The organism is Caballeronia sp. BCC1704 (genome assembly GCF_902833455.1).
Taxonomy (GTDB): domain Bacteria; phylum Pseudomonadota; class Gammaproteobacteria; order Burkholderiales; family Burkholderiaceae; genus Caballeronia.
Window position 1 is genome coordinate 86863 of sequence record NZ_CADFFT010000001.1, and the last position, 22836, is coordinate 109698.

A 22836-nucleotide genomic window follows, 5' to 3' on the forward strand; every position below is an offset into this window, starting at 1 on the left:
AAAACACTGCCACCCATCAGATGGCTTGATGTCTGAAGTAGCTTCTGTATCGAACAAGGAGTTAAAGACATCTGTAGTGAAGTGCGGTTATATTCCGGGCGCGTTTTGCCCCGTCGGTAACAGGGCGCATCGCCGGCGGCACCGCCGAGTCAACGTATCCCATGCACGCTGAGTCTATTTATAGAATTGAGAATGGCGGCCGTCGGCATCATGACTCGTAGATGACAAAAGTTTCATCTGTCCGTCACTCTCCCGCACCAGCGCCCCGGCAGAATCTACGCGTGAGGAAAGCTGTCCATGCGTTGGGAGGGAACCTATGCGGCGCTTAGCAATGCTCTTCGCGTTAGCGGTTTGGGTTTCCGCGTGTGTTGCGGGACAGCCGCCACTTTCGCAACCAGCAAAGACCAAGCAACAAGCGGACGTCGAGCTTCAAACCGCCTGGAAAGATGGATGGCTACCTTTTCGGCGCTCCGAGTATCCGCCCGCTCAAGCGACGCTCGAGCGCAACAAGAAGCGGTATGCCGCGAAGCGCGCCCTCGACGTACCCTTAGCTGCAAGTGCGACGAATCCTTCGAAGTGAAGTCCGCGCGAAGTGAGCCGAGGCGAAAGCAAGTCCAGCGGCACACCGGAAGGACGCCGATACTTGCCGGCCGCCAACTCGACGTGACGTCGACGCTGCATGTTCGTTGCAAAGACGTGCGAAATCTTGAATCTATAGTGCTGTTGCGATGGCCTCGATTGGCTTCATACCGCTGCCAAAACGGGCAATGGTTTCGCGGTGCTCCCTGAGCGCACCGTACGAGAGGTATCTGATGCCGAGTTCGGTTACACGGGAGAAGGCAGGCCTCGCCAACTGGCTGCGCACGTCCTCTTGTCGACTATCGGGAGCGACCAGGTATAGATGCTTCTGTACGGCCGTGACGGAGCCAAGAGCCAGGTCAAGGAGACGAACAATGCCCGAATAGATAGATGTCGTGTGCTCGACTTCGAACGCTGCCGCGACGGACTTGTCGGCGTTCAGCCAGATGACGTCAATCAATGGGACGGTGTCCGCGCCGCTGATGTTCAGTGACGTCGGCAGCTCGCTCACGCACCCGTCGGCCAGCTTTCCATTGCCGTAAGGGCGCGAACGGTCATTGGTCGCAATCCAGACTTGATAGCCAAGCGATTTCCCGAGGTCGCGCAACCATCCCTGCACCTCGGTATGTGTCGCGTCCTGCTGTCGGCTCGCTTCGAGCTGTCGTGCGAGCGTCACGGATTGCTGGCGAACAGCATCTAGGTCCTGCAGCCAGGCATCGTTGGACGCCGCATCGTCGTTTGACGAAGGCAACGGGTAGCGGTCCATGCCGACATCGAAGAGGAACCCCGCGACCGCGCCTAGGTCGTTCGACAGGAGGGCGCGGTGCTCATGATTTAGCTCAAGGATTCCCTTTCGCATTGCGAGATAGTGGTCCCAACGCCCGAGCTTCACGTTAGCCCTGGTTATCGCGTTAAAGCCTTTGACAATGGCCGTGTTGAACGGACAAACGAGGGTTGGGTGAATGAAGTAAAGCAAATTGGCTGCTGCGGGCCCAAGGCCCTTGACAGCATGGGAGTCGAGCGCTCGTATCGCCGCGAGGACGCCCTCCGCCTCGTCACAGCAGTCGCAAGTATCGAGTAGTTTGGCGAAGGCCCGCTGATTCGCCGGGTTTTCGTAGATGTCCGGAATTCTGAGCTTGGGTTTCCAGAGGAATGCGTGGTCTGCGCCTCGAAAAATCTGCCGCTGCTCAGCGATGGAGCTTACGACGGTCTCCAAAGAAGAGCCTCGGTAGGCGTTCCCGAACGTCCCTGCATTGATTTCCTTGACGACTTGGCGGATGCCTTGCCGGATGGAACGAAAGTTCTTGAGCCGCTCAGGCCAAAGGAACCACGTCTGAAAGGTGCCTGCCGGGTCTTCCTTCCAATGCTCGATAAGCGTGTGCAGGGTGTTCATTATTGTCGTACGTTTTATTGTTAGCGAGTCTATCACCTATGCAACGGACATCTGGAAGGCTGCGTTGACCTTCCCACCGTCGTAAGGTTGACAATGAATTTCGGGCGCTTGACGCTTCGCTGTCTGGTGTCCCAGCTCGGCGCAAAAGAGCATTTGACGACGCGTCGGCAAGAACCACGTGCATGGCACGACCGAAAAAGGAGCACTTAACATGAGCGTGCAACCTAACGGCGGTAAGAAGCGCGGCGAGTCGTCGAGCGCAGCGAAAGCAAAGCGCGAACATCATCACGACCACAACGCGGGCTCCGGTATCGGCGCCGAACATCGCCATCAAGGCCAGGGGCATCGCTCGGCCGACGCCCGAGAGTCCGCCGCCGTTCCGCTGACTGACCCGGTCTGTGGGATGGCAGTCACTGCGGACTCTCACTATCACGTTGACCACGACGGAGACCGGTGCTTCTTCTGCAGCCAATCCTGCAAGGACAGGTTCGTCGCCAGTCCAACGAAGTACATTAGCGGGAGTGCGGAATCGGACGCGCAGGCGGCGCCAGAGGGCACCATCTACACCTGCCCGATGCACCCTCAAATTCGGCAAGACCATCCCGGAAACTGCCCGATATGCGGCATGGCCCTAGAGCCTTTGCTGCCAAGCCTCGAAGACGATGAGAATCCCGAGCTCGCGGACTTTCGTCGCAGGTTCTGGTGGACGCTGCCGCTCACCGCCGTTGTGTTTGTCCTCGCAATGTTCGGCCACCGCTTCCATTGGATAGGGGCTTCGACGCTGAGTTGGTTTGAGTTCGTGCTCTCAACGCCCGTCGTGTTGTGGGCGGGGTTTCCATTCTTCGAGCGCTGTGTTCAGTCATTCATCAATCGCAGCCCGAACATGTGGACGCTCATAGGCTTAGGAACTGGGGCGGCCTATACCTACAGTGTGATTGCTGTCATGGCACCAGGCGTGTTTCCCGCGACCTTCGTCGCACACGGTCGTGTCGAGGTCTACTTTGAGGCTGCGGCTGTCATTATATCGCTCACGCTGCTGGGGCAACTGCTGGAGTTAAGGGCGCGTTCGCAAACATCAGCTGCCATCAAGGCGCTTTTGGGGTTGGCGCCAAAGACAGCCAGAAGAATCAATGCAGACGGAACCGAAGAGGATGTTCCGCTGACACACGTCCATGTTGGAGACCTTTTGCGCGTGCGGCCGGGTGAAAAGGTGCCGGTGGATGGTGTCGTCACGGATGGAACCAGCTCACTCGATGAGTCCATGATTACTGGCGAACCAATTCCTGTTTCCAAGCGACCCGGAGACCGTGTAATTGGCGCGACCATGAACGCCACAGGCACCATGGTTATCCGGTCCGAGAAGGTCGGTTCCCAAACAGTATTGTCGCAAATCGTCCAGATGGTCGCGCAAGCTCAGCGCTCTCGCGCGCCTATGCAACGGATGGCAGACCAGGTCGCGGGTGTATTCGTCGTAGCCGTCGTTGGCATCGCTGTCCTGACGTTCGTTGTATGGGGCTTGCTCGGACCTCAACCAAGCTGGGTATTTGGTCTCATCAATGCAGTTGCCGTGCTCATCATTGCATGCCCATGCGCGCTTGGACTTGCAACACCGATGTCTATCATGGTCGCAAGCGGTAAGGCTGCTACGAACGGTGTGCTTTTTCGGGATGCTGCGGCTATTGAGAACCTGCGCAAAGTCAACGCGCTTATCGTTGATAAGACGGGCACGCTCACGGAGGGACATCCAGCGTTTCAACGCTGTGTCGGCGTCAACGGCTTCTCGGAGCAAGAGGTTCTTCGTCTCGCAGCAAGCCTTGACCAAGGTAGCGAACACCCGCTCGCCGGAACCATCGTGGCTGCAGCGCGCGAGCAGGGCCTGACGCTCGATAGAGTTGAAGAATTTGAGTCCAGCACGGGTATCGGCGTGCGAGGAATTGTAGGCGGCCGCAATCTTGCCCTAGGCAATACCACGCTGATGCAAGCAGAGGGCATTGACGCTGGACTGATAGCAAGTGACGCCGACTCGCTAAGGGCTCAAGGCGCAAGCGTCATGTATTTGGCCGTTGACGCGAAGCTGGCAGGCCTTCTGGCCGTGTCGGACCCGATAAAGGCGACGACGCCAGAGGCATTGGCTCGTCTTGCTGATGACGGCATTCACGTGGTGATGGCAACTGGCGACGGTGTGGTGACTGCCAAGGCAGTAGCTGGCAAGCTGGGCATTGACGAGTACTACGGTGAGGTCAAGCCCGCCGACAAGCTTGCGCTCGTCACTCGGTTCCAGGAAGCGGGCAAAGTGGTCGCGATGGCCGGCGATGGTATAAACGACGCGCCAGCGCTCGCTAAGGCGGACGTCGGAGTCGCGATGGGCACGGGAACCGACGTCGCAATGAGCAGCGCGCAGGTCACCTTGGTTAAGGGTGATTTGCGCGGCATCGCTCGAGCCCGAGAGCTGTCCGAGAGCACGGTCAGGAACATGAAGCAAAATCTTGGCTTCGCCTTCGTCTACAACGCATTGGGGATTCCACTGGCAGCAGGCGTGCTTTACCCATTCACGGGCCTACTACTATCGCCGATGATTGCGGCGCTCGCTATGAGCCTCAGTTCAGCCTCTGTCATAACCAACGCCCTGCGGTTGCGCAACGCGAAGGTTTAGTAACGTCATCTCATGGTTAAAGGGCGATGTCATCCTGTAGGCGACATCGCCCTGGCAGCACCACGCCGACGGTCGCTAGTGAACGGGTGCGGCATCCGCCCCAGAGAGTCGAGGCACGAAGCGCGGCGTGCGAGCAGCGTAATCGAGCCATGCCTTTCCGAACTCTTTCTCGGAATCCCGTTCCTCATGACGTGCGAGCTGCACGTACATGACGACGAGTATCGGAAACATGACCAACGTGACTAATGTTGGCCATTGCAGAAGGAAGCCTGCCATGATGATGACGAACGCAACGTACTGCGGGTGGCGGATGCGGGCATACGGTCCCGTTGTAGCCAGCTGACCGCTGCGCTGCGCGGTGTAGAGCGCGTGCCAAGCCTTCGAGAGGAGGTAGAAGCCGCCGAAGATAAGGGCAATGCTCGCTAGGTGAGGAACCCCTAGATGAGGGTTTCCGTGTCGTCCTGTCAACATCCACCATAGGTGACCGGCGTCGTGCGAGAAGAGGTTTGTTTGCGGAAACTTCGTCTGCAGCCAGCCGGCAAGTAAATATATGGTGAGCGGGAAGCCGTACATCTCCGCAAACAGCGCTACGACGAACGCGCTAAAGGCACCAAACGTTCGCCAGTCGCGGGGCGTGTTCGGTTTAAAGAAACTGAAGGCGAAGATGATGAATATGAGGGAGTTGATGGCAACCAACCCCCACAACCCGTATCCGCTAGTTTGCTCGTTCATCTTGACCTCCCTTTTTCTCTGCGGCGCGTGCGTCGCCGTGGCTATGACTGGCGTGCCCGTGATGCATAAAGAGATGCATCAGCGGGCACGCGAGGATTAGCATGTACGGTAAGAAGCCGAGAAAATGCGCACGGTGCTCCGAAAACATGAAGAAAGCGGCTATAGCCCCGAAGACAACAAGCGCAAGCGCGCCGCGCGATTTCCAGAACGGCGCGTCGTGGGATATTGACCTCATCGCGGTGCTCCTTGGCAAGTCGACGCCACGATTGCGGTCGTAGCAGTCAGACACTTAAGATGGCATGCAACTGACTGTATCGATGTCCTCCGCCGAGCGCTTGACTTAGCGCAAGAAATTGTGAAGTGCCTTCGTCTTTGATGAAGTTGACACGCGTCGCAGATTCACCGCCCAAGCAGAACACGACCGGGTCATGTCACGGTCCATTGACGCACCGTTCCTTTGCGTGACAATCCGTTCAGAATCCTGTCATTTAGGTAAGCCTTGCCTGTCGACTCATTATCTTGAGTGTCGGATGACTCTGAGACACGCCCCAACTGACGCGGGCGATGCTGGCAGAGCGTAACCCTCGGTCCCATTCGAGAGTCGGACGCCGGTCGGTGGGGACGTGTGCCTTTTTTGGCGACGCACTAATTGGTCAATCTTGGGAGTAGAGGAGCGGGCATCGCGTTGCAGACATCACCGGCGCCCTCGGCGTACCCATGATTTTTTGCTGCTGCCAACGCGACGCATTCCAGTATGAGAAACAGGATAAAATGCTCGCGCTAGAATTGTGACCATGAAGATTTTCCGGACCCTCCTCGTTTTGCTGCTGTGCGCGATGCTGCCCTTTACCGGGCTGGCAGCGACCGGCTTGGCGGGTGAATGTCCGATGCAGCAGTCGATGTCGATGCACGACGACGGCTCGATGTCCGTCGAGATGCCTGGCTGCGACATGACGAAGTCTTCGACGGCGAACAAGGCTAAGGGCGGGTTCTGTAAGACCACGGCTCAGTGCCAGTTCGCAAGTATTTACTACCCTCCCGAACAGGCGACTTTCAGCCGCCCGATGCCTGTCAGCAATCAGGTCGTCTTCCATTACGCCGAGTCGTTTACCGGTCGCGAACCGGGCGGGCTTTGGCGACCTCCTCGAGCAATCTAATCCTCGCCTGACTGGTTCGCCGCCTTTGCGGCGAGGTCGTCCTGCATTCAGGACGTGGAATGTCTATGGCATTCCGCTGCTGGGGTTAGAACATGAATTCACCGATTGGCAAGCCGCAATGCCGGCTTGCATCCCTCCGCGCGCCTTCGATTTGCGCTGCCCTATTTTTTTCGTTGGCCAGCCCGGTTGGTTACGCCCAGGAAGTGGCTGTCACGCTTGATGCCGCGTTGCAGCTTGCAACCGACCGCTCTGCCGGCATGCAGGCCGCACAGGCCTCCGTCCGGGCTAGTTCCGAGGCTGCCGTGAAAGCCGGCCAGTTACCAGACCCGATGCTCAAGGCGGGCGTCGATAACCTGCCGGTGACGGGGCCGCAGAAATTCACCGTCGGCCAGGACTTCATGACGATGCGACGCATCGGCATTGAACAGGAATGGGTTTCAAGTGAGAAGCGGCACCTGCGCTCGTCCTTGGCCGACGAGACGGTCAGCCGCGAAAGGGCCGGCTATCTCGCTCAGGTGACCAACGTCCGCCAGCAAACCGCTTCAGCCTGGCTCAACGCCATCTATGCGAAAAAGGCGCTCTCGCTTCAGCAGGCGTTGCTCGACCATATGAGCCACGAGCTCGCCGCGACTAAAGCCTCCTACCGGGGTGCAAAGGCGACAGCCTTCGATGTCGTTCAAGGCCAGGCCATGCTGGCTCAGACTCAAGACCAGTTGCTCAAGGCACAGCAGACCTACCAGACCGCGCTCATCGGCTTATCGCGCTGGACGGCATTTACCGTTTCGGATGTGACGGGCGAACCGCCGGCGCCCGAGTCTTACGTTCCCTCATTACCGCCCGAGGAGCTTCAACGGGTCCAGCCAGCGCTCGTCGCGGCGTCCGGTGACATTACGGTCGCCGATGCCGACACGGCCGTGGCGAATAGCGAGCGCAGCCCGAATTGGACGTGGGAGATTGCCTACCAGCAGCGCGGTGGCGCGTATTCGAACATGGTGTCGGTGGGCGTCAGTATTCCGCTGCCCCTCAACCGGAAGAACCGCCAGGACCGCGACGCAGCCGAGAAGGCTGAACTCGGCACGAAAGCACGCCTGCTTTATGAAGACGCGCTGCGGCAGGTACAGGCGGATATTCGCACTGAGTCCGCCACGCTTGCGAGTGGTCGCGAACGTATCGCGAATCTCACGCAGAGCCTGCTGCCGGCCGCCGACCAGCGCGTCGGACTTGCGACTGCTGCCTACAAGGGCGGCACCGGCTCACTTGCCGACACGTTCGCGGCGCGACGCGCGCAACTCGAGGCGCAGCTTCAGGTACTCGACCTCCGACGCGAGGTTTCACAGACGTGGGCCCAGCTGGAATACCAGGTCGTGCCACCGACGATGGCCGCTGCGCAGTGAAGGAAAAAGCGATGATGAATAAACCACTGGTCCGTGCCGTTTTATTGATATTCGCGGGCGCCGTCCTGACCGGCGCAGGCTACTTCGCCGGCACACGCAACGCTGCGACCAAAGCCGATGCATCCATGAGTCCGGCTGCGAAAGCTGCACCGGGCGACAGGGTTGACCCGAAAACCGGCAGAAAGGTGTTGTACTGGCACGACCCCATGGTGCCGAACCAGCACTTCGACAAGCCGGGCAAGTCGCCTTTCATGGATATGCAGCTCGAACCCGTCTATGCCGACGAAGGCGGCGGTTCGACCGGCATCAAGATTGACCCAGGCCTCCAGCAGAATCTCGGCATCCGTTACGCGACCGTGAAGCGCGAGGAAACAACGGAAGAATTCGACGCCGTTGGGACCACCCAATTTGACGAGTCAAAGGTTGACGTCGTGCAGACACGGGTCACAGGCTACATCGACCGCCTGTACGCAAGCGCCCCGATGCAACGCATCGCAAAAGCGGCGCCGATTGCGTCGCTCTATGTGCCGGACTGGCTGGCGCCGCAGGAAGAATATTTGTCGCTCAAGCGCGGTGCGATGGATGCGGGATTGCTGGAAGCCTCGCGCGCACGTATGCGGGCGCTGTCTATCCCAGAAAACGTTATTGCGGCGCTCGACCGCACCGGAAAGGCACAGACACATATTGTCCTCTCGTCGCCCGAGGCGGGTGTCGTGAGCGAATTGAATGTGCGGGACGGCGCGATGGTGACGCCTGGACAAACGCTGGCGAAAGTCGCGGGGCTGTCAAAGCTGTGGCTCATCGTCGAAATCCCCGAGAGCCTCGCGTTGACCGTGCAACCGGGCATGACCGTCGATGCGACTTTCAGCGGCGACCCATCGCAACACTTCAAGGGGCAGATTCGCGAAATCCTACCCGGCGTCAGTACCACAAGCCGTACAGTCCAAGCCCGCCTGGAAATCGATAACGCGGCGCTCAAGCTGACCCCCGGGATGCTGATGCGTGTTCGCGTTGCGGCGCAAAAGCCCGTCTCCCGACTGCTGGTGCCGTCCGAAGCTGTCATCACGACGGGCAAGCGGTCGGTCGTCATTGCCAAAAACGCTGATGGCCGTCTGCAGCCCGTGAATGTGACCGTTGGGAATGACGTCGGCAATTTCACCGAAATCCGCAGCGGACTGAACGATGGTCAAGCGGTCGTCGCCTCGGGCCAGTTCCTGATTGACTCCGAGGCCAGTCTGAAATCCGTGCTGCCGAGACTCGAGGGTAGCGGCGCGGGCGCGAGTGCTCCTGATGCGGCGTCGTCGTCCTCTGTTGCGCAGGCTTACGAGACCACCGGGAAGGTCGAGAAGGTGACACCCAACGACATCACGTTCTCGCATCAACCGGTGCCGGCGCTCGGCTGGGGTCCGATGACGATGTCGTTCGGCAAGCCGGCGCCCGACGCGTTCCCGGACGTTAAGCCCGGCCAGACGGTGCACTTTGTCTTCAAACAGTCCGATGACGGTTACCAACTGACGAAGGTTGAGCCGGCGGGAGGCGCCAAATGATTGCACGCCTTATTCGCTGGTCCATTCATAACCGCTTCTTAGTGTTGCTCGCGACCGCCCTGGTCACGGCCTGGGGCGTCTATTCACTTAAGGAGACGCCACTCGACGCGCTACCGGACTTGTCGGATACACAGGTCATCATTAAGGCGTCGTATCCGGGCAAGGCGCCTCAGGTCATCGAGGACCAAGTCACCTACCCGCTAACGACGACGCTCCTCGGCGTACCGGGCGCGAAAACCATCCGTGCATATTCGTCGTTCGGCGATGCGTTCGTCTATGTCCTCTTCGATGACAAGACTGACCAATACTGGGCCCGCTCCCGCGTCCTCGAGTATCTCAACCAGGTGCAAAGCCGGCTGCCACCGGGCGCGACGGTTTCCCTTGGACCTGATGCAACGGGCGTGGGCTGGGTGTACGAGTACGCGCTCGTTGACCGCACAGGCAAGCACGACCTCGGTCAACTGCGCGCGCTCAATGACTGGTTCCTAAAGTTCGAACTTAAATCCGTGCCGGACGTGTCGGAAGTGGCGAGCATCGGCGGCATGGTGCGTCAGTACCAGGTCGTACTCGACCCGGACAAGCTGCGCGCGTATGGCATCACGCAGGCGCTGGTAACGGACGCCCTGGGAAAGGCCAACCAGGAATCCGGTGGCTCGGTAGTTGAGCTGGCTGAATCCGAATACATGGTCCGCTCGTCAGGTTATCTGCGTTCGCTCGACGATTTTCGCAACGTCGTCCTGCGCACGAACGATGCGGGCACGCCCGTGTTGCTCGGCGACGTCGCGCGAATTCAGATTGGCCCGGAAATGCGTCGCGGCATTGCTGAGTTGAACGGCGAAGGCGAAGTCGCTGGCGGCGTTATTGTCATGCGTTCCGGCAAGAACGCGCTGACAACCATTGACGCGGTCAAAGCGAAGCTGGCCGACCTGAAGCGTTCGCTGCCGCAGGGCGTCGAAGTGGTGACAACCTACGACCGCTCGCAGCTTATCGAACGCGCGGTGGATAACCTCAAGGACAAGCTTATCGAGGAGTTCATCGTCGTCGCGCTCGTGTGCGCGGTCTTCCTGTTCCATCTGCGTAGCGCCTTGGTTGCGGTCCTGTCGCTGCCGCTCGGTGTGCTCGCCGCGTTCATCGTGATGCGCTATCAGGGCGTCAACGCGAACCTGATGTCGCTCGGCGGCATCGCGATTGCCATCGGCGCGATGATAGACGCAGCCATCGTGATGATTGAGAACGCTCACAAACATCTCGAGGCATATGAACTCGCGCATCGAGACAGGCCCATCACAACCACGCAGCGATGGGAGCTGATTGCAACGTCAGCAGCCGAGGTGGGGCCGGCGCTTTTCTTCTCGCTGCTCATCATCACGCTGTCGTTTATCCCGGTCTTTTCGCTCGAAGGGCAGGAAGGCAAGTTGTTCTCGCCGCTGGCCTTCACGAAGACATACACGATTGCCGCTGCAGCCGGCCTGTCCGTGACGTTGGTGCCGGTTCTGATGGGCTATTTGATTCGCGGGCGCATTCCCCATGAAGCCTCAAACCCCATCAATCGTCTACTGGTGCGGCTCTACAGGCCGTTGCTCGAAGCGACGTTGCGGCGTCCGTGGTTCATCATCGCCCTTGCCGTGCTTGCGCTGGCGCTGACCGCGATTCCAGTGTCACGGCTCGGTGGCGAATTCCTGCCGCCGCTCGACGAAGGCGACCTGCTTTACATGCCGACGGCTCTTCCCGGAATCTCGGCCGAAAAGGCGTCCGAGTTGCTGCAGCAGACCGACCGGCTCATCAAGACGGTACCCGAGGTTGCGTCGGTCTTTGGCAAGTCAGGTCGTGCCGACACAGCCACGGACCCAGCACCACTGGAGATGTTCGAGACGACTATTCAGTTCAAGCCAAAAAGTCAGTGGCGACCCGGGATGACGTCCGAGAAGCTCGTTGACGAACTGGACCGGACCGTGAAGGTGCCGGGTCTGTCGAACGTCTGGGTGCCGCCTATCCGAAACCGCCTGGACATGCTGTCTACCGGCATCAAGACTCCAGTGGGAGTGAAGATTTCTGGGGCCGACCTCTCGCAGATTGACCGGATAGCCACAAAGGTCGAAGCGGCGGTGAAAGATGTTCCCGGCGTGACCTCAGCACTAGCAGAGCGGCTTAACGGCGGCCGGTACATCGACGTCGACATCAACCGGCAGGCGGCAGCACGATATGGGCTGTCCGTTAGCGACATTCAGTCGGTCGTCTCTACCGCCGTCGGCGGGGATAACGTCGGGGAAGTGATTGCGGGCCGCGAGCGGTTTCCTATCAACATCCGCTATCCACGCGAAGTCCGCGACTCGCTTGAAAACCTCCGCGACCTGCCGGTACTGACTGACCGTGGTGCTCAAATCCGGTTGGGCGATGTCGCTGACATCCGCGTCGCTGACGGTCCGCCCATGATTCGAAGCGAAGACGCTCGGCTGTCTGGATACGTCTACGTTGATATTCGAAACGTGGACTTGCAATCGGCAGTCCAGGCGATGCAGCACGCGGTCACCGAGAAGGTTCAGTTGCCGCCCGGCTATTCGATTGCGTGGTCAGGACAGTTCGAGTACCTGGAACGCGCAGCGGCGAAGTTGCGCACCGTCATTCCCGTGACGCTGGTCGTCATCTTCGTGCTGCTGTTTCTCACCTTCAATTCGGCGGCGGACGCGCTGCTGCTCATGTCGACGGTGCCGTTCGCGCTGGTCGGCGGCTTTTGGCTCATTTGGATACTGGGTCATGCGGTGTCCGTCGCGACCTCGGTCGGCTTCATCGCGCTCGCCGGCGTCGCGGCCGAGTTCGGCGTCGTCATGCTGCTGTACCTGAAGGGGGCACTCAACCGACGGTTAGAACTGGGTGAGCCATTGACCGAAGGCACGCTAATCGAGGCCATCCGCGAAGGTGCTGTGCTGCGCGTACGCCCGAAGGCGATGACGGTTGCTGTCGTCCTTGCCGGGCTGATTCCCATCATGGTTGGCCATGGTGCCGGCTCCGAAGTGATGCAGCGCATCGCCGCCCCGATGGTTGGCGGCATGGTCACTGCGCCGATTCTCTCGATGTTTGTTATTCCCGCCGCATGGTTCCTGTTACAGCGTCGCCACCTCAGGAAACATGCGCAATTTCCTTATGCAGTCCCTTCCGGCACGAAAGTGCCTTCTGTTCAAACCGGAGAAACCCAATGAAGAACCTGATTGTTGCTGTCACCGCCCTTGCCAGTGTTGTGGCCGTCCCCGCATTTGCTGGCGACGATATGGCGGGCATGAACATGTCCGCAAAGCCGTCGGCCACGAAAGCGACGTCGAACAACGCGCTGACGGACGCGGAGGTCAAAAAGGTGGACACCGCGACCGGCATGGTCACTTTGAAGCACGGTGCGCTGGATAACGTTGGCATGCCGCCCATGACCATGGCGTTCAAGGCGAAGGATGCTGACATGCTCAAACGAGTTCACGAGGGCGACAAGGTCAAGGTGCGTGTCGAGAACGTCAACGGCGCGATGACCATCGTGAAAATGGAAAAGCAATCTTGATACGTTGACGGCTCGTCAAGCGCAGCCTGACCGCGCACGGTCAAGCTGCGCCTTGTTGCTCCGAAGGAGGTCAGCAATGCGGAGAAAATCAGTCCCGTTCCTGCGTGTCGCGCTATGCCTGCTGTTCGTGTTTGCATTTCGCGCAGCCCACGCGGTCAGCGACACCGACCTGCTGCCTCCCGAGTTGGCTTTCCCATTGAAGGTAACGCTCGGAAACTCGCAGCGGGTCGTCCTAGACTTCCAAACTCACTCGGGCTATTACCTTTATCGAGACCGCTTCAGTTTTACTGTTGACGGAGCGGCCGTTAAGCCCGACAGCATGCCCCCTGGAGAACTGAAGAGCGACGCGACCTTCGGCATGGTCACGGTCTATCACCGGCCGGTGAAAATCCAGCTACCATTGCCGCATGGCGTTTCCACCAGTGTCGTGGTGTCCGTCACCTCGCAGGGCTGCGCTGACGTCGGCGTCTGCTATCCGCCGCAGACGCGTAGCTACGAGATAGCGGCGAACGGCGGTGTCACGCCCATTGTGGCTGCAAATAGCGACACGGCGGCCGCTGTCGATTTTCGAGACACAGGGGCCAGCCGCTCGCTCTCGGTTTTCGGAATCAGACTGCATCCGGCTAATGGCGTCTCATTACCGGAGTTGTTTGGGTTTTTGTTGGCCGGTCTGCTGATGGCCGGCACGGTCTGCATGTATCCGCTCGTGCCCATCGTGGCGACAGTCATTGCCGGCGGCAAGGAGAGGCGGACCGTCTATCGAAGCTTTGGTGTGTCATTGGCCTACGTCCAGGGTCTCGCGCTCACATATGCCGTTGCGGGAACCATCGCGGCGCTGCTCGGAATTCCGCTCGTCGCCATGACGCAACGCCCTTGGGTGCTTGCCGTTTTCGGGGCGCTGATGGTGTTGTTTGCACTGGCCATGTTTGGTGTGTTCCGGTTTCAGTTGCCGGTCGGCTGGCAGTCCCGGTTCGCCGCGTGGAGCAACCGGTTGCCTGGCGGTCGGGTCGTATCCGCGTTCCTGATGGGCATGCTTTCCGCGCTAGTTGTCGGGCCGTGCTCCACTCCGGTGCTGGCAGGCGCGCTGCTCTATATCGCGAACAGTTGGGACTTGCTGGGCGGCGCTCTCGCGCTCTATGTGATGGCGACGGGACTCGGACTCCCGTTGCTGGCTGTCGGCACGTTCGGCGCCCAAGTGCTGCCAAGGGCAGGTCCGTGGATGGCGGGCGTTCAGAACCTGCTTGGGTTCATGTTGCTCGCCGCCGCGCTGTGGTTCACCTACTCGCTGCTGCCGGACTGGTTGATGATGATGCTGGTCGCGTTCCTGCTTACGACTGCCGGCGTGATGCTTCACGCCGTGGACCGGCTGCCACGAAACGCGCCCGGCGGCTCGCGCGTCGCGAAGGCGCTCGGCATATTGCTGCTCGTGGCGGGGGTAGCTGAGTTCGTTGGCGCCGCGTCAGGGAATTTCGACATCCTGCAACCATTGGACGGTGTCATGCGTACCTCGTCTCAGGCGAACGCATTGAACGACGCTCGATTTGAAGCGATACGGTCGAACGCCGAACTGGACGCGGCCCTCGCTCGGGCCAGAGGACAGCCGGTCATGGTCGACTTCTATGCGGACTGGTGCATCAGCTGCAAGGAACTTGAGCGCTTCACGTTCACCGACCCGCGCGTGCTCAGCGAGTTCTCTAGCTGGAAGTTGCTGCGCATCGACGTGACGAAGAATACGACAGAGGACACGGCGATGCTGCGACGCTTTGGCCTCTTCGGACCGCCGGCACTGATTTTCTATGACCGAGCTGGTCAGCAGCGACCTGACGCGCAATTAAGCGGGTTTGTCGGCGCAAATGCTTTCTTGGCGCATCTGCAGCAATGGGGGAAGTAGCGTGGCACATCACCGCAGTCCCGAGCGCGCCGTGGCAACCGCATGTACAGACGCATATACTGGAATCCATGAAAGTCTGGGTCAAAGTCATCGCGTGCTTTCTGATTGCGTGGTTGCCGTTACTTGGCTACGCGGCGCAGGTGACGCTTTGTCCCGAGATGTCGTTGATGGCGAACGGCCATCAACAGACGGATACCGTGCATCCGACTGGCAAGGCAGGGTGCACGCAAGACGGCGACCACCACCGGACCGACGTCCAGCCGCCCTGTCACGGCAACGCGGGCGGCACCATCTGCGGAATGGCTGCGATACCGGTGACGCATGCCGTCGTTGCCGTTTCTTCTTCGCGCGTTTATCGCGCCATCGCCGAAGCCCCTTGGAAGCAGTTCATTCCTGAGCTGCCCGCGCCTCCTCCGCGCTTCTTGTAATTCTCCGATTGACCGGTTCGAACGTTTTGATGCCGTAGCGCACGCGTGCGCGGCAAATGTGAAACGAGCGGACTCGGTGTCAACAACATGCATCGACTCACGCGATTTACTGATTCCGGAGATATACATGAACGCGAAACTGGTTAGAGCAGCCGTCGTATCGACGTTGCTGTTGACGACGACCGCCGTCACGCTCGCCGCTGCAGGTACTGACAGCAGCTCCTCCAAGCCATCAACTCGACAGGCTCACGAGCATGAACACGGCTCAATGATGGGCATGCAAGGGATGATGGGAAGCTGCCCGATGATGGGAGGAAACATGGGTCTCGACCCGAAGACCGCGATGCGCATGCATGCAGAGATGATGCGTGCAATGAGCGACATCATGAGCAAGTATGCAGACCAGGCTGGGACGCCCCCATCGAAGTAATGACTCTGATGTCGAACGTCCTGTCCATCTAAGACCCATGATGAAGTGAGATTGAAACGAGGTCACATGGTGCACTCCCGTAAGCAGGCTTAGCACGCCCGAAGAAGCAGCCCGTCAATCTGGTGGGCGGGCTGCTTCGACTTAGATGCGGGAGAGCAGGTCATCTCGACAGGAAAGGTGCGATGCGATTGCGCCTCGCGCCCGCTCAGTGAATTAATGGGAGGCCACTATGGAGCTGAAATGTGTTGTCGCCATCGTGCGACAAGACGTCCTGCCCGTACTTGAGCGGAGGCTCAGCGCAGTTCATGTGCACGGTATGACCGTAACCCGCGTGCGCGGATTCGGCGCGCATCCCAATCTTTTCGCTGACGATTGGACGACCGAACACATCAAAATCGAAATTTTCGCCGGGACGGAAACTGTCGATGCGCTGGTCAACACGATTACTGATGTGGCCCGCAATGAAGCGGGTTCCGATGGCGTGGTCGGCGTCATTCCCGTGGACAAGCTGCTTCGCGTCGCCGACGCACCTTGAGCGTGTTCTTGTGTCGTGCCTCTTACGCCCGGAGAGGACGAGCGTGGCTCGTCGCTTCGGGCCGTCAGTGCTTCGACACCTAAGAGCCGCGTTCGAACGACTGGCTGGCTTCTCTCCAGATTTCGATAGCGTCCCACAGTGGGAAGGCGCAGGGGGAAAGTCTGCAACCCTGGCACGACCCTTGTGTATTGTGAACGAAATCCGGTGCCCAGAAGCGCAACCAAGGGGCCGTAGTCCTAGCTTGGTTCGGCATTGTCACAGTATGTAATCAGTCCGGTGACACTCTGCTCCGTCTGTACGGCCGCTCGGCGAGTCGTTCAGTTGAAACCCCATGGCCTTGGTGGTCGAGTGTCGGCGTATCTTGTGCATCTTGGATGACCGAAACCGCAAGCTCCCTTCGAGTCCCGGATTTGATTCGTGCAGGGGCCTTGTGCACTTCGGATTTGCCGCGCGCGGCTGAACGACGACTATGGCATCGGAAGCAATTCTGGAAGACTGGCGACGCGACGCCTTGAAAGTAGAGGACGCGGTCGCCAACGCCGTTATTGGCCAGAGAGCAGTCATTCATCTCATTAACGTTGCCCTTTTTGCCAGAGGGCATGTTCTCTTGGAAGGCGGCGTCGGAGTCGGCAAGACGACCTTGCTGCGCGCTTTCGCACGAGCTACCGGCGGCGATTTCGAACGCGTCGAGGGCACCATTGACTTGATGCCTGGCGACCTCGTCTATCACACGTTCGTCGACGCCGACGGGAAGCCGAGAATCGACCCCGGTCCCTTGCTACGGTATGGCGAGGGTCTAACCACGTTCTTCTTCAATGAGATAAATCGTTCGCGTCCGCAAGTCCAATCGCTGCTGCTTCGCGCGATGGCCGAGCGCTCGGTGTCCGCATTCGGTCGGGAATGTCGCTTTCCACACATGACGGTCTTCGCGGATAGAAACAAAGTGGAGAAGGAGGAGACGTTCGAACTGGCTTCCGCAGCGCGAGACCGATTCCTCTTTGAATTGAACATGCCGACGCCAGCGACATCGGAGATTCGTCGTTCCCTCGTTTTCGACCCAATCTTCCATGACGTCGACGCGCTCATCGAACGCGTCCCGCCGGCCGTAATTGATTCGACAAGAATGAACGAGATTGGCGCGGCGGTTCAGCGAAGCGTGACCACAAGTCCAAGCATCGAGCGGTATATATTGAACATCTGGGAGGCAACCGAGACGCCCCTGCGGTTCGGCGTCGAACTAGATGGCGTGGACATGCAGCGACTGATTCTTGCAGGCGCTAGCCCGCGCGGCATGAGCGCACTGGTCCGGGCTGCGCGGGTGGTTGCGTGGCTCTCCGGACGTACGCACCTCATCCCTGAAGACGTCCACGAGGTGCTGCTGCCCGCACTGAGTCACCGCGTGTTCTTCACGCCTATCTACGAGTTGCGCCGACAAGAGCTCGCCGAAACTTTGAGCGAGATGATTATCCAGAGGATAGCGGTACCTTAAGGACATGAGGGGCCCTGTCGAATTTCACTATCGCTTGGCGACTCGCACTGGCGGTTCTCATCCCGGGTCGCACCCCGGCAGGAGCTTCGGCTCCGGCCAAGAATTCGCATTACACGCTCGGCTGTTCGACTATCCAGACCCACGGCGGCTCGATTTGCGCGCGAGCCAGCGCGCCGTACCACCGCAGTGGCTGGTGCGCCTGCATCTTCAGCGCGTCGCCATTCCAGTGTATGTCGTTGTGGACGTTTCCACCTCTATGTTTTTTGGAAGTGAACGAACCAAGCTCGATGTGGCGGCCGACTTCATAGAGTCCTTGGGTTATAGCGCGTTCAGAGCAGGCGACCAGGTTGGCATGCTCGCGTTCGATGACAGTGAGCGCAACGACCTCTTCGTTCCGGCGCGGCATGGTCGCGGCGTTGGCGACGAGATGGCGGCGCTGCTTCGAGGTGCTTCGGCCTCGTCGCGAAAGAAGACAGGACATGCTGGCATAGAACAAGCATTTGACCGTCTTGCCGGGCGGCGCAGCCTCCTCTTTCTTGTCTCAGACTTTCATTGGTCACTGGGCCGACTCGAGGCTGCCCTTGACCGATTGACTGGCGCGACCATGGTGCCAATGGTCGTGTGGGACAAGGCGGAAATCGAGCCTCCGAGCGAGGGGAAACTCTTAGCAGTTCGAGACCTTGAGTCTGGCCGAAGTCGCACCGTATGGCTGCGTCCAAAGGTGTTGAAACAATGGGGGGAGAACGTGGCGAAGCGTCGTCGTGATTTGACGACCCTGTTTGCGAAACACGGAGCACACCCATTTTTTGTCGAAGGAACGTTCGACGGCGAATCGCTGTCCCGTCATTTCGTGGAAACCGCTGTATGAGGCCAAGCAATGGGTCCGACCGGTTAAAGCCATCCTTAGCGAACCGAGCCGCCATTCTAGTTTTGATTGGTAGCGTTTTGACTTTGCCGTGCCCCGTCAGCGCCGCACGCACGGTGAACGCAACCGTAATCCAGCCCCGAGCATTTGGCCACGTTTTGGGCGACGTGCTCAGTCAGCGAATACTTTTATCCGTCGACGGCCGCGACGCAGGAGAGGTCCCATTGCCATCGACCGGACGAGTCGGTCTATGGGTTGAACGACGCCAGCCTCGAATCACTAAAGATGCTGAAGGTCGTCGGTGGATGGTCCTTGAATATCAGATAACTAACGCCGCTCCGAATCTGACTGAAATCGAGCTGCCTAGCGTTGAGCTGGCAACTGCGACCGGCGCAGTCTTGCGCGTTGCCGCATGGCCCATCAGTGCGGCGCCGTTGACACCGCTTGCACCCTTTCGTGCCGGCGAACTTCAAGCACGCAGACCAGACCGATTGGTGGTTCCGTCGAACGATGTGTCAACTCATCGCCGACTCGTTGTTATGCTCTCTCTGATGCTTGCTACCCTGACGAGCTGGGGTATCTGGCGGTTTTGGCGCAACGCTCGTGATGCAAAGCAACTCCCGTTCGCGCGCGCGTGGAGTGCAATACAGAAACAAAAAGCCGCCGAAGTCGACTCGAACGATGAGGCTTGGTTCAGGGTTCACCACGCGCTCAACGAGGCTGCAGGTCAAGTTGTTCAGGGAACGTCGCTTCAGGCCCTGTTCCTGCGCGCGCCATACCTCCAGCCGTTGAAGCCTCGATTAGAAGATTTTTATGCGCGGTCTCGAAAGCGCTTCTTTGATTGTGGCACTCCTCCTGAGTCGTTTGCATTGCGCGAACTCGCGCAAGCGCTCTATCGCGCCGAAAGACGGCAGTGAATATCATGCTGATTGATTTCCTCCGACCGTGGCTACTACTCTTGCTTCCGCTTGCGGCGTTGCCGTTGGTGCCGAGACCGAGTGAAGTGTTCGGATTTTCTTTCGTCGATTGGATACCACCCGACACCTTGGGCACGGCAATCGAGTATCTGCGACGCGCCTGTGCCGCACTGGGATTGCTCGCAATTGTCGTGGGCCTGGCGGCGCCTGGAAGCTCTCATCTCCACGTGATACGGAGGAGCAATGCTGCGGAAGTCCTCATCTTGATGGACCGAAGCGCGAGCATGGACGCTGCCATGGGGAAGTCTCCCGTCATTGGGTCAAGCGGCATAACGAAGAATGCTGTGGCGCGCCGCTCGCTAGAGCGTTTCGTCGAAGAACGCCCGTATGACCGCTTTGCCTTTCTGATGTTTGGAATCAGCCCCGTCCTTGCTGTCCCCTTCACATCCAATCACCGAATAATCAACGAGGCAATTGAGGGAACAGCAATTGGTCGTGGCATGCCGGATACACAACTGGACCGTGGCATGGTCTCAGCAATCAAACAGTTCAGTCTTCAGCAAAATGCGGGGCGGCGAGCCATCGTGCTTGTATCGGACGGAGGAGCGCATTTAGACGCTCGGGCGCGTGAGGCAATTAGCGCGGGGCTGTCCCAAAGACACATATCGCTTTACTTCGTGTATTTGCGAAGCGGAGTCTACAGTCCCGATTTGACCAAACTGTCGCCGGCCGACGACACGTCAGCCGAGGCGGCATTGCATCGCTATTTCCAAACACTCGCTACGCCCTACCGGTTGTATCAAGCTGACGACGCTGCGGCGATGGCGGCCGCAATGTCGGAGATTAACAAGCAAGAAAACCTCGTTACTTCCTTCGAAGAACGGTTGCCGCGACAAGACCGAAGCGTCTTGTGCTTCGCCGCTGCACTCGCACTTTGCTTGGCTCTCCTCCTGCTTCGTCTTGCTCAGGTTCGGAATTGGCCATGAAGCGAGCTTTCTTTCATGCTGCGTTTGCAAGCGCGACGTTCTGCTTCGCGGCCTTAGCGCTGTACGACTGGTCGACGCTAATGTACGCGCGGCATGTCGCGCACGCCGTGTCAGCAGTGACCGCAGCCAATAGCCCTGCGAGAGTGAAGCGAAGTTCGAACGAGGTATCCGAGATACAACTTGCTCGAGCGGTGTCGCTGTCGAAGTCGGGTGACTTTACAGGCGCTCAAGCGCTGTTCGACACATTGGTAAATGAGGATAACGACCAAGCTGTTCAGATTGCCGCTTTATTTGACCTTGGCAATATGTACCTTCGAGAGGCGGCGGGAAGCGACGGTGCAGGTCCTGTTAGGTCACTGCCGACGCTCGAACTGGCCAAAGAACGCTACCGCTCGGTTCTGCGTGTCGCGCCCGACGACTGGGATGCACGTTACAACCTTGAGCGAGCTCTATGGCTTGCACCGGAGACGCAGAACGACCTGGAGACTGCGGACGTCAAAAAGCAGACGAACGTGAAGGTGCGAGGTGCGCAAAGCGAGGACCTGCCGTGAACCCTGTCGTATATGCGCTAGGACTTTTCAATCGGCGGAATTGGGCTGTCGTCGCCGCCGCGCCCTTGCTGCTGGCTTCCATTTGGATGCCTGGTTTAATGCTTCAAAGGAGCGTGTTCAGCTACATCGTCACCTTCGATATAACGCAGAGTATGAGCGTCGAGGACGTCAGCTTGAATGGCCCCCCAATAAGCAGATTGGCCTTTGCCAGAAACGCAATGCGGGAAAGCTTGGAGCGGCTGCCGTGCGGTTCGAAAATCGGTTGGAGCGTCTTTACAGGACAGACCACTCTGCTTTTGGTGCCTCCCGTCGAGGTGTGCAGTAATTTTGATGCGCTACTGTCCTCGCTTGACAGTATTGACGGTCAGATGCGTTGGGCTAACTGGAGCCGCATAGCCGAGGGTGGGGTCTACTCTGCTGTCCGCACAGCGGCTAGCGTGGGGCACAACACTGAGGTCGTTTTTTTGACAGATGGGCAGGAAGCTCCGCCAGTCTTGCCTTCTGACAGGCGCGTACGCGATATTCCGCCGGGTGAGGTAAAAGGTTGGCTGGTTGGAGTCGGCGGCGACCAACCGGCACCCATTCCTCGGGCAGACGGAGATGGCAATCGCATCGGCTATTGGCGAGCTGACGAAGTGATACAAGTGCCCCCGCAGCACGAAGGGAGCGTCCCCATTGAAAGTCACGAGGAACTTTCCGAGTTGCGTGGTCAATATCTTGCATCGCTCGCGCAGCAAATCGGATTCGAATATCAACGTCTTCGTCTTCCCCACGACCTGGTTGGAGCGTTGCTGGATACCCGCTTCGCGCACCAAGAACGGGTGCTCACCAATCTGAATGAAATCCCGGCGGCGCTCGCATTACTGCTTTTAGTCTGGCGCTTCCTCCCGGAGCGCCAGTTTGCGCGCGTGCTAATGCGCGTTCCGACGTCGGCGGACATTTGAAATGCGTCCGGGTTTGCGACGAGAATCCAACATCTTCATCACTCTGCCCGCGCTGAAACGCTGCGCCTAGCCCAGATGGGTTCCTCGATGATTCTCAAGCGCGGTTTCCATCGTAGTCAGACCTTGCATAATTCGGCATTCATTGACTGCTGCTCCGCCCGAGCAGCTGGCTCGCAGGCGACCCAGTTGTTCCCGCAAGTGCATAAGTTCCGCGATGCGTTCGTCGACATGCGCTATGTGCTCATCCAACAACGAGTTAATGGTGCCGCACCCGACGCCCGGCTTGTCCGACGCGGACAGGAGGGCTCGAACTTCATCATGCGTCATGTCGAGCGCGCGACAGTTCCGTACAAAGCGTAGACGTTCGACATGGGTGTGGGTGTAGCTACGATAGTTTGCGGCTGTCCGCTCGGCCGGCGGCAGTAGGCCTTCCTTTTCATAAAACCGAACCGTGTCTGTTGTGCAGTTGGCAGCCTTTGCCAGTTCGCCAATTCTCATGCTCTGACCCTCAAAATACGCTTGACCTTGGAGTTCCTCCAAGGTGTCTACTGTCAGCATATACCAAGCGGAAAGCAGACATGGAAGATTGTTGCGGCAAGAAAACTTCGGACCTCGCGTCGAAACCGGCAAAAGAAAAGCGCGAGACGCAGGACGGGTGTTGCCGTGGAAATGCGTGCACAGATATACCCGGTGCAGATGCGACAGGAGGGGTGGACGACGACGCTGGGCAGTTGACCCATAGTCAGGTCCATCAACAGCAGCATGACCATCGCCAGGACGCGAAGTGCTGCGACTTCGACG

Annotated in this window: 20 protein-coding genes; 16 read left to right on the top strand and 4 right to left on the bottom strand. The window is 59.0% G+C overall.

Annotated features, from left to right (window positions below; translation table 11 throughout):
• Positions 1 to 712: 712 nt before the first annotated feature.
• Positions 713 to 1972 (bottom strand): type II restriction endonuclease, encoded by a 1260-nt coding sequence (locus HWX53_RS00420; protein ID WP_175938417.1) that lies wholly within the window; start codon positions 1970 to 1972, stop codon positions 713 to 715.
• Between the two features lie 211 nt (positions 1973 to 2183).
• Here HWX53_RS00420 and HWX53_RS00425 point away from each other — a divergent pair, with 211 nt between their 5' ends.
• Positions 2184 to 4625 (top strand): heavy metal translocating P-type ATPase, encoded by a 2442-nt coding sequence (locus HWX53_RS00425; protein WP_175938419.1) that lies wholly within the window; start codon positions 2184 to 2186, stop codon positions 4623 to 4625.
• Positions 4626 to 4700: 75 nt separating this feature from the next.
• On the opposite strand, the gene HWX53_RS00430 is transcribed toward HWX53_RS00425, so the two are convergent.
• Together HWX53_RS00430 and HWX53_RS00435 are read right to left on the bottom strand one after the other, a co-directional pair.
• Entirely contained in the window at positions 4701 to 5357 is a 657-nt protein-coding gene (locus tag HWX53_RS00430) for an isoprenylcysteine carboxylmethyltransferase family protein (protein ID WP_175938420.1), read from the bottom strand.
• On the bottom strand, positions 5341 to 5592 hold the full coding sequence (locus HWX53_RS00435; protein WP_175938422.1) for a DUF2933 domain-containing protein: 252 nt from the start codon (positions 5590 to 5592) through the stop codon (positions 5341 to 5343). Before HWX53_RS00435 ends, HWX53_RS00430 begins: the two co-directional genes overlap by 17 nt.
• A 559-nt stretch (positions 5593 to 6151) precedes the next feature.
• Here HWX53_RS00435 and HWX53_RS00440 point away from each other — a divergent pair.
• The 15 genes from HWX53_RS00440 to HWX53_RS00510 all read left to right on the top strand — a co-directional run bounded on the left by HWX53_RS00440 (position 6152) and on the right by HWX53_RS00510 (position 22035).
• Entirely contained in the window at positions 6152 to 6514 is a 363-nt protein-coding gene (locus HWX53_RS00440) for a hypothetical protein (RefSeq protein WP_175938424.1), read from the top strand.
• A gap of 92 nt (positions 6515 to 6606) precedes the next feature.
• On the top strand, positions 6607 to 7908 hold the full coding sequence (locus tag HWX53_RS00445) for a TolC family protein (protein WP_175938425.1): 1302 nt from the start codon (positions 6607 to 6609) through the stop codon (positions 7906 to 7908).
• Between the two features lie 11 nt (positions 7909 to 7919).
• Positions 7920 to 9455 (top strand): efflux RND transporter periplasmic adaptor subunit, encoded by a 1536-nt coding sequence (locus tag HWX53_RS00450; protein ID WP_175938427.1) that lies wholly within the window; start codon positions 7920 to 7922, stop codon positions 9453 to 9455.
• Entirely contained in the window at positions 9452 to 12652 is a 3201-nt protein-coding gene (locus tag HWX53_RS00455) for an efflux RND transporter permease subunit (RefSeq protein WP_175938429.1), read from the top strand. The genes HWX53_RS00450 and HWX53_RS00455 overlap by 4 nt, the downstream gene beginning before the upstream one ends.
• On the top strand, positions 12649 to 12999 hold the full coding sequence (locus HWX53_RS00460; protein WP_175938431.1) for a copper-binding protein: 351 nt from the start codon (positions 12649 to 12651) through the stop codon (positions 12997 to 12999). Before HWX53_RS00455 ends, HWX53_RS00460 begins: the two co-directional genes overlap by 4 nt.
• A 76-nt stretch (positions 13000 to 13075) precedes the next feature.
• Positions 13076 to 14890 carry a protein-disulfide reductase DsbD gene (dsbD, locus tag HWX53_RS00465; RefSeq protein WP_175938433.1) on the top strand — a complete coding sequence of 605 codons (1815 nt, stop codon included), beginning with the start codon at positions 13076 to 13078 and terminating at the stop codon, positions 14888 to 14890.
• A gap of 68 nt (positions 14891 to 14958) precedes the next feature.
• Positions 14959 to 15318, top strand: coding sequence for a hypothetical protein (locus tag HWX53_RS00470; protein ID WP_175938435.1), 360 nt, complete (start codon positions 14959 to 14961; stop codon positions 15316 to 15318).
• Between the two features lie 127 nt (positions 15319 to 15445).
• Entirely contained in the window at positions 15446 to 15748 is a 303-nt protein-coding gene (locus HWX53_RS00475) for a hypothetical protein (RefSeq protein WP_175938437.1), read from the top strand.
• Between the two features lie 229 nt (positions 15749 to 15977).
• A complete protein-coding gene (locus HWX53_RS00480; protein ID WP_175938439.1) occupies positions 15978 to 16283 on the top strand; it encodes a P-II family nitrogen regulator in 306 nt (101 codons plus the stop codon).
• A gap of 469 nt (positions 16284 to 16752) precedes the next feature.
• On the top strand, positions 16753 to 17772 hold the full coding sequence (locus HWX53_RS00485; RefSeq protein WP_175938442.1) for a MoxR family ATPase: 1020 nt from the start codon (positions 16753 to 16755) through the stop codon (positions 17770 to 17772).
• A gap of 4 nt (positions 17773 to 17776) precedes the next feature.
• Positions 17777 to 18640, top strand: a complete 864-nt coding sequence (locus HWX53_RS00490) for a VWA domain-containing protein (RefSeq protein ID WP_175938444.1) — start codon at positions 17777 to 17779, stop codon at positions 18638 to 18640.
• 302 nt (positions 18641 to 18942) lie between these two features.
• Complete coding sequence (locus tag HWX53_RS00495; RefSeq protein ID WP_244139975.1) at positions 18943 to 19554, top strand: hypothetical protein; 612 nt, start codon at positions 18943 to 18945, stop codon at positions 19552 to 19554.
• A 5-nt stretch (positions 19555 to 19559) separates the two neighbouring features.
• Positions 19560 to 20540, top strand: a complete 981-nt coding sequence (locus HWX53_RS00500) for a vWA domain-containing protein (protein WP_175940544.1) — start codon at positions 19560 to 19562, stop codon at positions 20538 to 20540.
• Complete coding sequence (locus tag HWX53_RS00505) at positions 20537 to 21091, top strand: MxaL protein (RefSeq protein WP_175938445.1); 555 nt, start codon at positions 20537 to 20539, stop codon at positions 21089 to 21091. Before HWX53_RS00500 ends, HWX53_RS00505 begins: the two co-directional genes overlap by 4 nt.
• Positions 21092 to 21177: 86 nt before the next feature.
• A complete protein-coding gene (locus HWX53_RS00510; protein WP_244140029.1) occupies positions 21178 to 22035 on the top strand; it encodes an MxaL protein in 858 nt (285 codons plus the stop codon).
• A 66-nt stretch (positions 22036 to 22101) separates the two neighbouring features.
• On the opposite strand, the gene cadR is transcribed toward HWX53_RS00510, so the two are convergent.
• Complete coding sequence (gene cadR / locus HWX53_RS00515) at positions 22102 to 22533, bottom strand: Cd(II)/Pb(II)-responsive transcriptional regulator (RefSeq protein WP_175940545.1); 432 nt, start codon at positions 22531 to 22533, stop codon at positions 22102 to 22104.
• Positions 22534 to 22836 lie beyond the last annotated feature (303 nt).

Coding starts and splice junctions, on each gene's coding strand:
- cadR (WP_175940545.1), bottom strand. CDS start 22,533: ATGAGAATTGGCGAACTGGCAAAGGCTGCCAACTGCACAACAGACACG.
- HWX53_RS00495 (WP_244139975.1), top strand. CDS start 18,943: ATGGTCCTTGAATATCAGATAACTAACGCCGCTCCGAATCTGACTGAA.
- HWX53_RS00420 (WP_175938417.1), bottom strand. CDS start 1,972: ATGAACACCCTGCACACGCTTATCGAGCATTGGAAGGAAGACCCGGCA.
- HWX53_RS00445 (WP_175938425.1), top strand. CDS start 6,607: ATGAATTCACCGATTGGCAAGCCGCAATGCCGGCTTGCATCCCTCCGC.
- HWX53_RS00485 (WP_175938442.1), top strand. CDS start 16,753: ATGGCATCGGAAGCAATTCTGGAAGACTGGCGACGCGACGCCTTGAAA.
- HWX53_RS00450 (WP_175938427.1), top strand. CDS start 7,920: ATGATGAATAAACCACTGGTCCGTGCCGTTTTATTGATATTCGCGGGC.
- HWX53_RS00480 (WP_175938439.1), top strand. CDS start 15,978: ATGGAGCTGAAATGTGTTGTCGCCATCGTGCGACAAGACGTCCTGCCC.
- HWX53_RS00435 (WP_175938422.1), bottom strand. CDS start 5,592: ATGAGGTCAATATCCCACGACGCGCCGTTCTGGAAATCGCGCGGCGCG.
- HWX53_RS00470 (WP_175938435.1), top strand. CDS start 14,959: ATGAAAGTCTGGGTCAAAGTCATCGCGTGCTTTCTGATTGCGTGGTTG.
- HWX53_RS00455 (WP_175938429.1), top strand. CDS start 9,452: ATGATTGCACGCCTTATTCGCTGGTCCATTCATAACCGCTTCTTAGTG.
- dsbD (WP_175938433.1), top strand. CDS start 13,076: ATGCGGAGAAAATCAGTCCCGTTCCTGCGTGTCGCGCTATGCCTGCTG.
- HWX53_RS00430 (WP_175938420.1), bottom strand. CDS start 5,357: ATGAACGAGCAAACTAGCGGATACGGGTTGTGGGGGTTGGTTGCCATC.
- HWX53_RS00460 (WP_175938431.1), top strand. CDS start 12,649: ATGAAGAACCTGATTGTTGCTGTCACCGCCCTTGCCAGTGTTGTGGCC.
- HWX53_RS00505 (WP_175938445.1), top strand. CDS start 20,537: ATGAAGCGAGCTTTCTTTCATGCTGCGTTTGCAAGCGCGACGTTCTGC.
- HWX53_RS00500 (WP_175940544.1), top strand. CDS start 19,560: ATGCTGATTGATTTCCTCCGACCGTGGCTACTACTCTTGCTTCCGCTT.
- HWX53_RS00475 (WP_175938437.1), top strand. CDS start 15,446: ATGAACGCGAAACTGGTTAGAGCAGCCGTCGTATCGACGTTGCTGTTG.
- HWX53_RS00425 (WP_175938419.1), top strand. CDS start 2,184: ATGAGCGTGCAACCTAACGGCGGTAAGAAGCGCGGCGAGTCGTCGAGC.
- HWX53_RS00510 (WP_244140029.1), top strand. CDS start 21,178: ATGCCTGGTTTAATGCTTCAAAGGAGCGTGTTCAGCTACATCGTCACC.
- HWX53_RS00440 (WP_175938424.1), top strand. CDS start 6,152: ATGAAGATTTTCCGGACCCTCCTCGTTTTGCTGCTGTGCGCGATGCTG.
- HWX53_RS00490 (WP_175938444.1), top strand. CDS start 17,777: ATGAGGGGCCCTGTCGAATTTCACTATCGCTTGGCGACTCGCACTGGC.